This is a genomic window from Pseudomonas sp. P5_A2_2 (assembly GCF_054177685.1).
The window spans coordinates 1-14,138 of the sequence record NZ_JBGCUL010000048.1 but is presented as its reverse complement, the minus strand read 5'-3'; the positions used below and the strand labels follow the sequence as shown (position 1 = coordinate 14,138).

Genomic DNA, 14,138 nt, shown 5'->3' with positions numbered 1-14,138 from the left:
GCTGACACACCTTCGCGAGCAGGCTCGCTCCTACAAGGGATCTTCATTGGTCCGACTGACTGCGTTCAACTTTTGACCCGGCGTGCCGTTAAAGCTTTTAACCACGCTAACAAAATCAAAAGAGTGAACGTCATGCGCATGAGCCTCAAGGCCAAAGTCCTGTCCCTTGCCGTCCTTCCGGTGTTGCTGTTTGCGCTGGTCATCAGCCTGACCACGCTGTTCATTCTGCAGGATCAGGCGCGCAAGGAAGTCGAGCAGACCCGCGAGCGCCTGCTCAGCGATGCCAAGGCGACCTTGCAAAGCTACGTGGCCGTGGCCATGACCACGATCAAACCGCTCTACGACGCGGCCGCGCCCGGCGATGAGACGGCGCGGGCCCAGGTGATCAAGCTGCTGTCGAGCATCACCTATGGCAAGGACGGCTACTTCTTCGGCTACGACTCCAACACCGTGCGCCTGTTCAAGGCCAACAGCCCCGAAGGCGTGGGCCAGAGCTTCAAGGACAACCGCGACCCGAACGGTGTCTACGTCAACCGCGACCTGGTGAAAGTCGCCAGGGACGGTACGCACTACCTGCAATACAGCTCGCCATTGCCCGGCAATACCCAGGTGCTGGTGCCCAAGCTCGGTTACACCGAATACCTGCCGAAGTGGGACATGGCGGTCGGCACCTCGGTCAACCTCGACGGCATCGAAGCGCAAGTGGCGGTGGTCGAAGCCAAGGTCCAGGAGCGCATGCAAGGCATGGTGCTGAGCATCGTCGGCGTGGCGATCGTGGTGCTGTTGGTGATCGCTGCCGCCGGGATGTTGCTGGCCAACACCATTCTGCGTCCGCTGCATCTGATGAAAGCCAACCTCGACGACATTGCGGCAGGCGAGGGCGACCTGACCCGCCGCCTGACCATCACCAGCCAGGACGAACTCGGTGAGCTGGCCGGCTCGTTCAACCGTTTCGTCGACAAGATCCACGGCCTGGTACGGCAGATCACCGAAATGACCTCGCAACTGACCGGGCTGGTGAATCAGGTGTCCGACCAGGCCAATCGCTCGGACCAGGCCATGGAGCGGCAGCGCCATGAGACCGATCAGGTGGCCACGGCGATCAACGAAATGTCGGCCGCCGCCCAGGAAGTGGCCAAGAGCGCGCAGAGCGCCGCGGTCGCCGCCCAGCAGACCGACGAAGAAGGGCAGGCAGCCAAGCGTGTGGTGGCCGGCAGCATCGAGAAAATTCATGCGTTGGTGGACGACATCCGCAGCAGCGGCGTGTCCCTGGACAGCCTGCAAAAAGACGTGTCGTCGATTGTCAGCGTGCTCGGGGTGATTCGCTCGATTGCCGAGCAGACCAACCTGCTGGCGCTCAACGCGGCCATCGAAGCCGCCCGCGCCGGTGAGGCCGGGCGCGGCTTTGCGGTGGTGGCCGATGAAGTGCGGGCGCTGGCCAGCCGCACGCAAATCAGCACCCAGGAAATCCAGGGCATGATCGACCGCTTGCAGGCCGGCACCCGGTCGGCGGTGGAGGCGATGCGTCGTTCCAGCGAAGCCGGCGACGGCACCTCGGCCCAGGCCAACGAGGCGGGGGCTTCGCTGGACGCCATGGCGCAGCTGATCGCGACCATCAATTCGATGAACGCGCAGATCGCCAGTGCCGCCGAAGAACAGACCGCCGTGGCCGAAGAGATCAATCGCAGCGTGCATCAGATTGCCGTGGCGGYGGACAGCGTCGCCGACGAAACCCAGCTCGGCGCGCAGACTTCCCGTAGCCTGGCCGACCTCGGTCAGCGCCTGGGCGGTCTGGTGGGGCAATTCCGGATCTGACTGGTTTGCAACCTGTGGGAGCGAGCTTGCTCGCGATGGCGGCAGCACATTCAGCATTGATGTTGGCTGAGCCACCGCTATCGTCGGAGCGCCGCCCGGAGCAAGCTCGCTCCCACAGGGAAAGTGGGGTTCGGAACCTGCCGGGCAACCAGCCTGGACGGAGTTCCACGCACCTTTCGACTCAACTCCTACACTTGGTAAGGCGGGTTACATCGCAAGCCCCCCGACGACCACTACCCTAGGAGTCAACCCCATGACCGACCGTAAATGCGATTGTCCGAAGTGTTCGTGCAAGCTCGGCGAGCACCCGATCGTGCGCCACGGCAAGCACTATTGCTGCGAAGCCTGTGCCAAGCATCACGAGCATGGCGAAGAGTGCGCTTCCCAAGGCTGCAAGTGTGCCCACTGATAACCACGGCATACGCAAAAGTGGAGCCTAGTCCGGCTCCACTTCGAGCCTGAGGCTGTCATCTTCCAGGCGTACGCTGTGGCGGACGGTGCCTTGCAGGCGCCGGCCTTCGACCCGCACCACCAATGTCTTCGCTTGCTCCAGATCTTCCGGCAGTGGTGCCAGGACGCGTATGGCGAAGCAAAATGGGTCATTTTCGACCTGTTCCAGTCCAATCAGGCACTCGGCGCTTTTGCTGGTGCGCCCCGATAGCGTGTCCAGACCGTAGTCCAGCCGGGCAGGGCTGCTGACAGGTGTCGCGGTCATTTTCATTCTCCCCCGATCCTGATGGTTGCCTGTGATCAGTTCGCCGGCCGCCACTTGACGTTTTCCACGCCGAACTTTTCTGCCATTGGCTTGCTGGTCTTTTGCACCTTCTCGCGTCCGAATCGGGGGATCCGCCCCACCCCTGCGTCGCAGCTCGCCCAATGCCAGGCTTCTGCGTTATCCATTTTTTCCAGGCGGATAATGAATGATTTTGGAGCGCCATGGAGGGTGTACTCGATGACGAATAATTTTGCACTGTTCATAAAGCTCCGGTTCCTCCCTGTTGTACATAAAAGGATCGCGCGCCATCTGGAAAATTCATTCGGTTTGTCGGACGGCGGCGGTTGCTGGCGACAAGTTCGGTGCCTCGTTACCATGGGGCCTTCCCGCCCCCCAATGAACATAGACCATGGCCCTCGCCGCACCCCCTGACCTGAGTGACACCGATGTGCCCGTGCAACCGCTGGCTCGCACCTATCCGCGCGGGTTGTACATCGAGCCTCACGAGCACGTCTGGGGCCAGTTGCTGTATGCGATGAGCGGGGTGATGTGGGTCGAGACGCCGCACGAGGCGCTGGTGGTGCCGCCGCAGCGGGCGGTGTGGTTGCCGCCTGGCGTACTTCATGGAATTCGCGTGGTGTCCGACCTGCAAATGCGCAATATCTACTTGCGCCCGTCCCTGGCGGCGACCCTGGATGACAGCGTGCAAGTCATTGAGGTCGGCGGCTTGCTGCGTGAGCTCATCGTCGGTCTGGTGGAGCAGGGCAATGACGGGGCGCCCGAGTATTACGACGCGCTGGTGGGCCTGGCGCTGCTGGAGCTCAAGCGCGCCAGGCGTTCGCTGCTGAAAATTCCGCTGCCGGACGATTCCGACCGGCGATTGATGAATTTGTGTCAGGCGGTCATGGCTGCGCCTTCACTGGATATTCCTTTCGAACAGCATGCGGATAACGCCGGTGCCAGCGTGCGCACCCTCGCGCGGCTGTTCAAGGACGGTCTGGGCATGGGCTTCGCCGAGTGGCGGCGTCAGGTGCAACTGGCGACGGCGGTAGCCGAATTGATCCAGGGCGTGCCGGTCAGTGCGATTGCCCGGGAGCTGGGCTATTCGCCGAGCAGCTTCAGCGACATGTTTCGTCGTGAACTGGGCGTTGCCCCTTCGCAGTTTCCGGTGGCGCAACACCAGGACTGAATTCGCCGAGGCCGGGCTTTGGCCGAAATTCAGAAGCACTTGGCCGATGCTCAAAGGTGTCGCCCTCTAGACTCAGCGCATACCTCAATTGCCCCCGGAGTCTGCCATGAACTACCTCGTGTCTGTGGCCATCGGTCTGGGTGTCGGTCTGCTCTACGGCGCCCTGGATTTTCGTTCCCCCGCACCCCCGGCCATCGCGTTGGTAGGCCTGCTTGGCATGCTCGCCGGCGAAAAACTCTGGCCGATGGGCCGAGAACTGGTGGCTGGCTGGATCTCCTGAACCCTTTCTTTATTCAATGGACACGCCCATGAAAGCTCTGCAATTCGACAAAACCGGCGATCTCTCGGCCCTGCGCTACGTCGAGGTGCCGACCCCCGTGCCCGGCGCCGATGAAGTGCTGGTCCAGATCAAGGCCGCCGGCCTCAACCCCAGCGATGTGAAGAACGTGCTGGGACGTTTTCCCTACACCACCTTGCCGCGGATTCCCGGTCGTGACTTTGCCGGTGTTGTCGTGGCCGGCCCGCAGGCGCTGATCGGTCAGGAAGTCTGGGGCACGGGCAAGGAACTGGGCTTTTTCGCCGACGGTTCCCACGCGCAGTTCGTCAAGCTGCCGGCCAACGGCGTGGCGCTCAAACCCACGCACCTGAGCTTCGCCCAGGCCGCCAGCCTCGGCGTTCCGTACACCACGGCGTGGGATGCGCTGGAGCGCAGCCTGGTGACGGCCGAAACCCGATTGCTGGTCATCGGTGGCGGGGCGGTCGGCAGTGCCGCGCTGGCCCTGGCCAAGGTGCGCGGTGCCCGGGTGCTGGCAGCCGCGCGGCGTCCGGAGCAGGTCAAGGACTTGCAGGATCAGGGCTATCAGACCCTGCAACTGGATAAACCCGAAGACCTCGGGGCTCAGGTCAACGCCGTGTATGCCGGCGGCGCCGACGTGATTTTCGACACCACCGGTTTCTGGCTGCCGGCCTCGGTGCCAGCCCTGGCCGCGTTCGGCCGTATCGCAATCATCGCGGCGCCGGTGGACGGTCACGTGCAGTTGCCGGCCCTGGCGTTGTATCGCAAGGGTGGCTCAGTGGTGGGGATCAACTCGTTGTTGTACGGGGTACAGGCGTGTGCGGCGATGCTCGAGCAGTTCGGCCGGTTTTTCGATCAGGAATTGTTGCCATTGCCGCAAGGGTTGTTCGAATCGCCTCTGGCCGAAGGCCTGGAGCGTTATGCCGAGGTGAATCAGGGCAGCGGCGACAAGGTGATTCTGCTGCCTTAACCGCTCCCACAAAGTCCATGGCTGTGYACCGCCTTGCGCATGCTTCGCTCTGCTAGAATCGGCCCCATTGACCCAATGAGGTACCCCTATGAGCGAGCCGATTCGCCTGACCCAATACAGCCACGGCGCCGGTTGCGGTTGCAAGATTTCCCCCCAGGTGCTGGAAGTGATCCTGGCCGGCAGCGGGGCGCAGAACCTCGACCCGAAACTCTGGGTCGGCAACGCCTCGCGCGACGACGCGGCGGTGTATGCCATCGACGAAGAGCGCGGCGTGGTCTCGACCACCGACTTTTTCATGCCGATCGTCGACGATCCTTTCGATTTCGGTCGAATTGCCGCCACCAATGCCATCAGCGACATCTACGCCATGGGCGGCGATCCGTTGATGGCGATTGCGATTCTGGGCTGGCCGGTGAACGTGCTGGCCCCGGAAGTTGCCCGGGAAGTGATACGCGGCGGCCGTGCGGTGTGCGACGCGGCGGGCATCCCGCTGGCAGGCGGGCACTCCATCGACGCGCCAGAACCGATCTTTGGCCTGGCCGTCACCGGCCTGGTGGAAAAGCGCCACATGAAGCGCAACGACACCGCCACCGCCGGTTGCCTGCTCTATCTCACCAAGCCCCTGGGGATCGGCATCCTGACCACCGCCGAGAAAAAGGGCAAGTTGCGTCATGCCGACATCGGCCTGGCCCGGGACTGGATGTGCACCCTGAACAAACCCGGTAGCCGCTTCGGCAAGCTCGACGCCGTGACCGCGATGACCGACGTCACCGGTTTCGGCCTGCTCGGGCATCTGGTGGAAATGGCCGACGGCAGCCAGCTCACGGCGCGCATTGAATATGACCGCGTACCGCGCCTGCCGGGGGTGGAGTATTACCTGGAACAGGGCTGCGTACCGGGCGGGACGCTGCGCAATTTCGACAGCTATGCCAGCAAGCTCGGACGCCTTCAGGAGCTGCACAAACGCGTGCTCTGCGACCCGCAGACCAGCGGCGGCCTGCTGATTGCCGTGACGCCCGAAGGCAACGAGCAATTCCTTTCTGTGGCCGCTGAGCTGGGCCTGAGCCTGGAGCCGATCGGTGAACTGGTCGAGCGACAGAGCAACGCGGTCGAGGTGTTTTGATGTCTGTCGATTACACCGATTACCGCGACATTTTCCTCAACGACCGGCCCATGATGGACACCCGCGCGCCGGTCGAATTCAACAAGGGTTCATTCCCCGGTGTGATCAACCTGCCGTTGATGAATGACCATGAACGCCAGCGGGTCGGCACCTGCTACAAACAGCACGGCCAGCAAGCGGCCATCGTGCTGGGGCATCAACTGGTGTCGGGCGCGGTCAAGGCCGAACGCATCCAGGCCTGGGCCGATTTTGCCCGGGCGCATCCGGATGGCTTGCTGTATTGCTTTCGCGGCGGCCTGCGCTCGCAGATTGTCCAGCAATGGCTCAAGGACGAAGCCGGCATCGACTATCCACGGGTGGGTGGCGGCTACAAGGCTATGCGCACCTTCCTGCTGGACACCCTCGATCAAGCCGTGACCCAGTGCAATTTCGTTCTGCTGGGCGGGATGACCGGCACCGGCAAGACCGAGGTGCTCACGCAACTGGACAACGCCGTGGACCTTGAAGGTCATGCCAACCATCGCGGTTCCAGTTTCGGCAAGCGCGCCACGGGCCAACCCTCGAATATCGATTTCGAAAACCGCTTGGCCATCGACGTGTTGAAAAAACGCGCCCGGGGCATCGAGCAGTTCGTATTGGAAGACGAAAGCCGTGCGGTGGGCAGTTGTGCGCTGCCGTTGCCGCTGTACCAGGGCATGCAGCAGTTTCCGATGGTCTGGCTGGAAGACAGCCTTGAAGGTCGGGTCGAGCGGATCCTGCGCGACTACGTGGTGGATCTGTGCGCCGAATTCATCGGTGTGCATGGCGAGGAGGGCTTTGCGCTATTTTCCGAACGCTTGCTGGCGAGCCTGAACAATGTGCAGAAACGCCTGGGCGGCGAACGTCATCGGCGCCTGCTGGTTTTGATGGAAGAGGCATTGGCCGAGCAGGCCCGCAGTGGCGCGGTGGATCTGCACCGGGGCTGGATCGAAGGGTTGCTGCGCGAGTATTACGATCCGATGTATGCGTTCCAGCGGGAGAAAAAAGACGCGCGGATCGAGTTTGCCGGGGAGCGGGGGGCGGTTCTCGAGTATCTGCGTGAGCGGGGCAGCCAGCGGGGGTGATGTTGTTTGTGCCGGCCCCATCGCGAGCAGGCTCACTCCTACACTGGATCTGCGCCGTACACAAATACTGTGTTCACAGAAGATTACTGTAGGAGCGAGCCTGCTCGCGATGAGGCCCGATCAGGCAATGCACAACCTCAGGTCGGGCAAGTCTCTGAGCCATTATCCAGACCCTGCTTGTACACATGGCTCTGCAAACTGGCCTTGCCGTTGTGCCAGGTCAGGGTCAGCACATACAGCGAGTCGTAATCACTGGACTCCCAGTCGTCGATGATCTTCGCATCCTTGCCGGTGGCTTCGCCGGCCACCGTGTTGATCAGCTCCGGCAGGTAGCCGTGGGACCAGGCGGTGTAGATGACCGAGTTGTGATACTTGCCCTGGAGCAGTTCTTCGGCCAGGTCATCGGTGTCATTGGCGGAAAAGTTGATGTTCACCGGCAGGCCCAGCTTGATGGCGGTGGGGTTGATGGTCATCAGGGGGCGGATGTAACTGTAGGAATTGTCGAACTCGCCTTCCTCGACGTTACGGGTCGGGTTGGCCGCGAACACATAGTTGGCCTTGCCGAACTTTTCCGGCAGCAGGGTGGCCAGGCCGATGGCGCGGTTCAGGCCCTGGCAAKTGAGCTGGCCCAGGCCGCCGGCGGGTTTTTCCCCGTGGCGCAGGAACACCAGCGTCTGGGTGCCATCCATCGGTTGGGCGCGGCTTGGGCCGGACTCCAGCGACAGGAACAACGCGCTGACCACCAACAAGGCGGGCAACAAAAGGTAAGCGCGATGTTTAAAGCGTTGGGCAAAATTGAACAGGTTCATGAATAAAGGGATCTTCAGCACTATTCGGTTAAGGCTGACAAACCTTTACACCACGATTTTCCTGGTGCTTTCCATGTCGTTGAAACCGGTCCGTTTTCAAAGGAGTGGTGCTCAGAGTCCCCTGGGCCCGTTTGGTTCGATTCCGGCCAAAAACGCAGCAATGTACCGGTAACCTTCAACGGGTTGCAGCGAAGGTTATCGACAGGATATTTCGAAATAATGGACACACTACACCCGATGGCGCTGAAACCGTCGTGATCTCTTTTGATCTCCTCTATCAGCGATATCGATGGCTTCAAGGGATCGCTGGCCCGATATCTCCATTATGATCGTCACTCTCAATGTCTTCGTGGATCCAGCCCATGACCGATTTGTCCGCATTCCCCATCACCCGCAAATGGCCTGCCCAGTACCCGGAGTGGATTCAGCTGTATTCCTTGCCAACCCCCAACGGCGTCAAGGTTTCGATCATGCTCGAAGAGATCGGCCTGCCTTATGAACCGCACCGGGTCGGCTTCGACACCAATGACCAGATGTCCCCGGAATTCCTGTCGTTGAACCCCAACAACAAGATCCCGGCGATCCTCGACCCCCACGGTCCGGACGACCGGCCGCTGGCGCTGTTCGAGTCGGGGGCGATCCTGATCTACCTGGCCGACAAGAGCGGGCAACTGCTGGCCCAGGAATCGGCAGCGCGCTACGAAACGATTCAGTGGCTGATGTTCCAGATGGGCGGGATCGGTCCGATGTTCGGCCAGCTCGGCTTTTTCAACAAGTTCGCCGGCAAGGACTACGAAGACAAGCGTCCCCGTGACCGCTACGTCGAGGAAAGCAGACGCCTGCTCAAGGTACTCGACGGCCGGCTTGAAGGGCGCGACTGGATCATGGGCGAGCGCTACACCATCGCCGACATCGCCACCTTCCCGTGGGTACGCAACCTGATCGGCTTCTATGAAGCCGGCGATCTGGTGGGCATTGAAAATTTCCCTAATGTCACGCGGGTGCTGGAACGGTTCCTGGCACGGCCGGCGGTGGTGCGCGGGTTGCAGATTCCGAGCCCCGTTTCAGGTTGATACAGAACCTGTGGGAGCGGCGCACCGCCGCTCCCACAAGGGGTTGTGGTGTTTTCAGGTCGCGCCAAAAAACGGCCGGATCCCGTGATCACGGAAGTACCGTTCGATCACTTTCGGGTCCRCACACGTTTCGGCAATCGCCACATAGGTATCGGGCCGCAACAGATAAAAGCCGTTGCGCCCCAGACCCGCCGCTTCGAACGCCGGTCGCCAGTCGAACACATGCAGCGGCAGATGGTGCTCGTGGCACCAGGCGATCATCTCGTCGCTGGTGTCGCCATACACATGCACCTGCCAGGTCAGGCATTTCAGTGACTCAAAGTTATCCCCCTCACCGTCATGGGCCCAGGGCAGGCGATCGCCGCCATGCACGTGCCCGGCAACGCCCGTGCTCAATGGCATGCCCCGATAATTCAGGGTGATCTGCGACACTGTGCGAAACAGGAACTGACGGGAGGTTTCGAATGAGGTCATTTTCGGTAACAAGAACGGGGCCAGGCGCGTACGCAGCAGATCGGCAATCGGCCCGTCAGCGGTGACGAAAGTGAAGACCCGGTCGGTGGTGGCCACCAGTTTGCGGGCGAAAGCGATGCGCTCGGTTTCATAGGTGTCGAGCAGTCTGGCCTCGGCGCCGCCGCTCAACACTGCCGCCAGTTTCCAGGCCAGGTTGATGGCGTCGCCGATCCCGGTGTTCATGCCCTGGCCGCCCGCAGGACTATGGACGTGGGCAGCATCGCCCAGCAAAAACGCCCGGCCGTTGCGGAAGTGATCCGCCACCCGATGATGCACGCGGTAGGTCGAAAACCAGTTCAGTTGCTCGATCTTCACCTTCATATGCTCGATGGCCCGGCTGCTGACGTCCTCGAAACGCAGGGTCTCGGCGTGTTCGGCGCGCTCGTCGCGCACCGTGCCGATCAGGCGCGCGCGACCCGTGCCTGCCAGCGGGAACACGGCGAGGAAGTCCGCCTCGTCGAGATCCACATGCAATTCGCCGTTGAATGTCGGGCCGCTGGCCTGCACGTCGGCGACGTAGAAAATCTGCTGGTAGGTCCCGCCGGGAAACCCGGTGTCGAGGGTCTTGCGCACAATCGACCGGGCACCGTCGCATCCGGCCAGGTAACAGGCCTGGCAGATTTCCTGCTGGCCGTCGGGCAGATGCAGCGTGGCCGTGATGCCGTCCGCGGTTTGCTCGAAGCTTGCCAGTTCGGTGTTGCGTTCCACTGTGATACCGAAGGCTTCCAGGCGCTCGATCAACAGCCGTTCGTGTTCGTCCTGCGGGAAAATCTCGAGAAACGAGTAGGGGGTCAGGCCTTCACCGATCTGAGACAGGGGCAGGCGCGCCACGGGCTCACCCTTGACCCAGAAGTTGCCGGCCTTTACTTGATGGCCGTTTTGCACCACGGCGTCGTCCAGTCCGAGCTGGCGATACAGCTCCAGCGTCCGAGCCTGGACGGCCAGCGCCCGGGAGGTTGTGCCGGGGGCGGAGGTTTTGTCGACGATCCGCACGCGCACGCCCAGTTTGCTCAGCCACAACGCCAGGACCAGCCCGGTCGGGCCGGCGCCGACGATCAACACGTCGCTGCGGTGCATGAACCTGTCCTCCTCGCTGTGTGAATCAAGTATGGTCCAGTCGGGGAGGGCGGCAACCATCGGACTGCCACGGCCGTAGCGGCTGACCTGCCATTGGTCGTATGGTTAGCCCGGACCAACGGATCAGATGGAGCGACATGCAAATCAGATTGATCACAAGCGTCGGCGTGTTGCTGGTATTGGCCGGTTGCGGCAGCCAACGGACCCAGGAGCCGGCGGCGCGCACTCCGGCCCAAGTGAAGGCCGAGATTGTGCGTTTGCTGCCGGCGAAGGCTGCCGATCCCCAGGGTTGGGCCACGGATATCCAGGTGGCATTTACCGCGCAAGACATCTCGCCGACCACGAAAAACCTGTGCTCGGTGCTGGCCGTGACCGAACAGGAGTCGACTTTTCAGGTCGATCCGAGCGTGCCGGGGCTGGGCAAGATCGCCCGTGACGAGATCGACCGTCGCGCCGCCAGGGCGCACATTCCCGGCCTGCTGGTGAGCGGTGCGCTGAAGCTCGATTCGCCCAATGGCAAAAGCTACAGCGACCGCCTGAATGCCGCGCGCAGTGAAAAGGAACTGAGTGCGATTTTCGACGACTTCATCGACATGGTGCCGATGGGCAAAAAACTGTTCGGCGGCTTCAACCCGGTGCATACCGGCGGACCAATGCAGGTCGGCATTGATTTTGCCGAGCAGCAGGCCAAGGGCTATCCATACCCGGTGAAGGGTTCGATTCGTCATGAAGTGTTCACCCGGCGCGGCGGCATGTATTTCGGCATCGCGCATCTGCTTGGGTACCCGGTGAGCTACCCGCAGCCGTTGTACCGTTTTGCCGACTTCAACGCGGGTTGGTACGCCAGTCGCAACGCCGCGTTTCAGAACGCAGTGAGCCGGGCGTCCGGTATTCCGTTGGCGCTGGATGGCGATCTGGTGAACTACGGTTCGATCATGCCCGGCACCACGGAACTGGCCGTGCGCACCCTCGGCAAGCAATTGGACATGCGTAATCCGACGATCCGCGAACAACTGGAGGAGGGGAAAACCCTGGCTTTCGAAGACAGCAAACTCTATCGGCGGGTTTTCGAACTGGCCGAACGGGCCGAGGGCCGGCCGTTACCCCGTGAAGTGGTGCCGGGGATCGTGTTGCAAAGCCCGAAAATCACCCGAAAACTCACCACCGCGTGGTTCGCCAAACGGGTCGATGAACGTTACCAGCGCTGCATGGCGCGGGCAGGGAAGTAATCGCGGCGCAAAAAAAGCATAAAAAACCCGACGGGTGAGGCCGGGTTTTCGTTGAGTCCTGCGGTAAAGCACTGCATTCAGACAGCGCGGCTTTCGATCAGACGGTCGGAACCACCTTCGGCAACGCGGTTTTCCAGCAGTTTGTCAGAGCCGCCTTCAGCAACGCGGTTCTGCAGCAGTTTGTCGGAACCGCCTTCAGCGACGCGGTTTTCCAGCAGCTTGTCGGAACCGCCTTCGGCAACACGTTTTTCCAGCAGGCGATCTGAACCACCTTCGGCCACACGATTCTCGATCAGGCGATCGGAACCACCCTCGGCCACACGGCTTTCAATCAGACGATCCGAGCCGCCTTCAGCGACCACAGGTTGAGCAGARGTWGCGGCGAAAGCGTTAACTGCGAAAACCGAGAAAGCGATGCTGAGGAGGGTCTGGCGTTTCATGATGGTGTGCTCCGGGGTGCTGATGGGTGGGTATGGAGCAGATGTTACGCCGGGGATTTTTTAAGAGAACTTCATTGAAATGATGGTGACTATCGACGCAGTCAATGGATCGAACACCCCTAATGTGGGAGCGAGCTTGCTCGCGATGGCAGTCTCACATTCAACATATGTGTCGATTGACACACAGCAATCGTCGGAACGCCGCCCGGAGCAAGCTCGCTCCCACAGGTTTTCATGTGCCTGACAACGGGGTTTAAGCTTCGCTTATCTGACTCACGCTGGTGATCTGCCCATTCCAGACCATCTCGTAATGCGCCGTCTGCACAATCGACGAAACAGGCCGCGGCGTCATCAGCGCCCAACAATGACTGCCCGGCATCCGCACCGAGTGATAACGCAGTCCAGGGCAACCTGTCTTGCGAACATCCAGGCCAAGGCGCCGGGCGTTGCTGTAATCTTCCGGCGCATAAACCGGATCGGTCAGCGGCAGGGCGGTGGCATCCTTCATCCCTGYATCGCCAAAGGCACACGCCAACCCCCGAAACACAAAACGCTCATAGTTCAGGCTCGGCACCTTCGACCAATACAGAGCCTGATGATGCCGCACCTCGGCCAGTGCCGCTTCCATCGAGTCCGCCAGGTACAACACGCCAAAACTGCCGTCACTGAAGCGCGAACCCGCCGGGTTGACGTGGGTGAATGGCGCAATCGCGTAGGAGCAACCCGCAATCCCGAACGGAATCTCGCTGCGCGCAATCAACTCAAGCTGACCCAGCTCATTCTTCAACCGCGGATTGGTCAGCGCCTGAATTTCGAACAACAGCTCAAACTCATCCGCGTCCGCCACGTCATCAAACAACGCAATGGGCGGAAATTTCGAATTGACCAGGCGATAAGCCTGCAACGACTGACCGGCAAACGCGGTCAGCTCACTCGCCATCACCATTGCGCACCCCGCAGCATGTCGATGCGGCGGAAGGTTTCATACAGCGAAATCATGTCGCCCTGCGCCATGATCTCCAGCGGCGAGCGCCCGTTGAAAAACTCGTTGTCGTTGGCCATCGAGGCAAAGCCATACACGTTATCCGGGTTGTCAAACACCAGCCGCAACGTCGCATGAATGTTCAGCACGAAGCTGATGCGCTGCATCTGGTCCGCATCCAGCGCCACCGCCCAATCCGGGTCACGCTGCCGGGCGCGGGTGTAGGTGCTGCGGGAAATACGCAAGATGCGACAGGCCTGGTCGCTGGTGGCTTTCCACTTTTCCAGAATGCTCACGGCGGCGCGCAGGCCGGTGACGCATTGGTTTTTGCTGAAGGATTGGGGTTGCAGGGGGACGGCCATGATCAATACCTATCTTGAGTCCATGGACTCAAATATAGGTTTGTTGATTCTGTAGATCAAATCGGTTCGACCAATGGAAAACTTCCCGCGTCGAACATCACTGATGAAACGTCCGCCCCAACGCATCCAGCCGAGTCGCAATAGGCGGCAAGCGCCGACTGCTCAGTGCCAGCGTCTGCACATCATCCGCCGTGTTCTGCGCAATGCTCTGCACCGACTGCAAGCGCCCGACAATCTCGAAACTCGCCGTGGACTGTTCGCGGGGGGTGGTGACAATCCGCCCGTTGAGCTCATCGATCTGCGAGATATCGCTGTTGCAAAGCCTGTCGTGCACCCGAGGTCCTTACGACTTCTTCGGCGGATAGTTACCGCGCAAGCCACCGGACTTGTTGCCGGTTTTGCTCGGCAGGTTCGGCACCAGCGGACGGGATCTGGGCTGGGGG

General features: G+C 61.3%; 16 protein-coding genes and 2 pseudogenes. 10 read left to right on the top strand and 8 right to left on the bottom strand.

The window, feature by feature from the left end; all coding sequences use genetic code 11:
* Positions 1–132: 132 nt before the first annotated feature.
* The 3 genes and pseudogenes from ACXRVY_RS06835 to ACXRVY_RS06825 all read left to right on the top strand — a co-directional run.
* A pseudogene (locus ACXRVY_RS06835) lies at positions 133–957 on the top strand (cache domain-containing protein); the annotation flags it as partial.
* A gap of 36 nt (positions 958–993) precedes the next feature.
* On the top strand, positions 994–1,815 hold the full coding sequence (locus tag ACXRVY_RS06830; protein ID WP_458237153.1) for a methyl-accepting chemotaxis protein: 822 nt from the start codon (positions 994–996) through the stop codon (positions 1,813–1,815).
* Positions 1,816–2,068: 253 nt separating this feature from the next.
* On the top strand, positions 2,069–2,224 hold the full coding sequence (locus ACXRVY_RS06825) for a metallothionein (protein WP_150814244.1): 156 nt from the start codon (positions 2,069–2,071) through the stop codon (positions 2,222–2,224).
* 27 nt (positions 2,225–2,251) lie between these two features.
* Here the strand turns inward: ACXRVY_RS06825 and ACXRVY_RS06820 are convergent, their stop codons facing one another.
* Together ACXRVY_RS06820 and ACXRVY_RS06815 are read right to left on the bottom strand one after the other, a co-directional pair.
* A complete protein-coding gene (locus tag ACXRVY_RS06820) occupies positions 2,252–2,530 on the bottom strand; it encodes a hypothetical protein (RefSeq protein ID WP_223463440.1) in 279 nt (92 codons plus the stop codon).
* A gap of 35 nt (positions 2,531–2,565) precedes the next feature.
* Positions 2,566–2,793, bottom strand: a complete 228-nt coding sequence (locus ACXRVY_RS06815) for a DUF6555 family protein (RefSeq protein ID WP_057714008.1) — start codon at positions 2,791–2,793, stop codon at positions 2,566–2,568.
* Between the two features lie 146 nt (positions 2,794–2,939).
* Here ACXRVY_RS06815 and ACXRVY_RS06810 point away from each other — a divergent pair, with 146 nt between their 5' ends.
* The 5 genes from ACXRVY_RS06810 (at position 2,940) to mnmH (ending at position 7,210) form a co-directional block, all read left to right on the top strand.
* Positions 2,940–3,719, top strand: coding sequence for an AraC family transcriptional regulator (locus ACXRVY_RS06810; RefSeq protein WP_223463439.1), 780 nt, complete (start codon positions 2,940–2,942; stop codon positions 3,717–3,719).
* Between the two features lie 106 nt (positions 3,720–3,825).
* Complete coding sequence (locus tag ACXRVY_RS06805; protein ID WP_223463438.1) at positions 3,826–3,999, top strand: DUF1427 family protein; 174 nt, start codon at positions 3,826–3,828, stop codon at positions 3,997–3,999.
* A 28-nt stretch (positions 4,000–4,027) separates the two neighbouring features.
* Positions 4,028–4,984: a quinone oxidoreductase family protein gene (locus tag ACXRVY_RS06800; protein WP_223463437.1), complete on the top strand. Its 957-nt coding sequence runs from the start codon at positions 4,028–4,030 to the stop codon at positions 4,982–4,984.
* Between the two features lie 88 nt (positions 4,985–5,072).
* Positions 5,073–6,107, top strand: coding sequence for a selenide, water dikinase SelD (selD, locus tag ACXRVY_RS06795; RefSeq protein WP_223463436.1), 1,035 nt, complete (start codon positions 5,073–5,075; stop codon positions 6,105–6,107).
* Positions 6,107–7,210, top strand: a complete 1,104-nt coding sequence (gene mnmH, locus ACXRVY_RS06790) for a tRNA 2-selenouridine(34) synthase MnmH (RefSeq protein WP_223463435.1) — start codon at positions 6,107–6,109, stop codon at positions 7,208–7,210. Before selD ends, mnmH begins: the two co-directional genes overlap by 1 nt.
* Positions 7,211–7,347: 137 nt before the next feature.
* On the opposite strand, the gene ACXRVY_RS06785 is transcribed toward mnmH, so the two are convergent.
* Positions 7,348–8,019: a histidine phosphatase family protein gene (locus tag ACXRVY_RS06785; protein WP_458237152.1), complete on the bottom strand. Its 672-nt coding sequence runs from the start codon at positions 8,017–8,019 to the stop codon at positions 7,348–7,350.
* Between the two features lie 362 nt (positions 8,020–8,381).
* Between ACXRVY_RS06785 and ACXRVY_RS06780 the strand changes: the two genes are divergently transcribed.
* A complete protein-coding gene (locus tag ACXRVY_RS06780; protein ID WP_223463433.1) occupies positions 8,382–9,092 on the top strand; it encodes a glutathione S-transferase family protein in 711 nt (236 codons plus the stop codon).
* A gap of 54 nt (positions 9,093–9,146) precedes the next feature.
* Here the strand turns inward: ACXRVY_RS06780 and ACXRVY_RS06775 are convergent, their stop codons facing one another.
* Complete coding sequence (locus ACXRVY_RS06775; RefSeq protein WP_458237151.1) at positions 9,147–10,682, bottom strand: FAD-dependent oxidoreductase; 1,536 nt, start codon at positions 10,680–10,682, stop codon at positions 9,147–9,149.
* A gap of 137 nt (positions 10,683–10,819) precedes the next feature.
* Here ACXRVY_RS06775 and ACXRVY_RS06770 point away from each other — a divergent pair, with 137 nt between their 5' ends.
* Positions 10,820–11,911, top strand: a complete 1,092-nt coding sequence (locus tag ACXRVY_RS06770) for a DUF1615 domain-containing protein (RefSeq protein WP_223463431.1) — start codon at positions 10,820–10,822, stop codon at positions 11,909–11,911.
* Between the two features lie 77 nt (positions 11,912–11,988).
* Here ACXRVY_RS06770 and ACXRVY_RS06765 read toward each other — a convergent pair whose 3' ends face one another.
* The 4 genes and pseudogenes from ACXRVY_RS06765 to ACXRVY_RS06750 form a co-directional block, all read right to left on the bottom strand.
* A complete protein-coding gene (locus ACXRVY_RS06765; protein WP_223463430.1) occupies positions 11,989–12,351 on the bottom strand; it encodes a hypothetical protein in 363 nt (120 codons plus the stop codon).
* A 253-nt stretch (positions 12,352–12,604) separates the two neighbouring features.
* Positions 12,605–13,297 carry an RES family NAD+ phosphorylase gene (locus ACXRVY_RS06760; protein ID WP_458237150.1) on the bottom strand — a complete coding sequence of 231 codons (693 nt, stop codon included), beginning with the start codon at positions 13,295–13,297 and terminating at the stop codon, positions 12,605–12,607.
* The gene (locus tag ACXRVY_RS06755) at positions 13,291–13,695 is read right to left on the bottom strand and encodes an antitoxin Xre-like helix-turn-helix domain-containing protein (RefSeq protein WP_057714235.1); all 405 of its coding nucleotides are present in this window, start codon (positions 13,693–13,695) and stop codon (positions 13,291–13,293) included. Before ACXRVY_RS06755 ends, ACXRVY_RS06760 begins: the two co-directional genes overlap by 7 nt.
* Positions 13,696–13,792: 97 nt before the next feature.
* Positions 13,793–14,008, bottom strand: a pseudogene (locus tag ACXRVY_RS06750) (methyl-accepting chemotaxis protein); the annotation flags it as partial.
* Positions 14,009–14,138 lie beyond the last annotated feature (130 nt).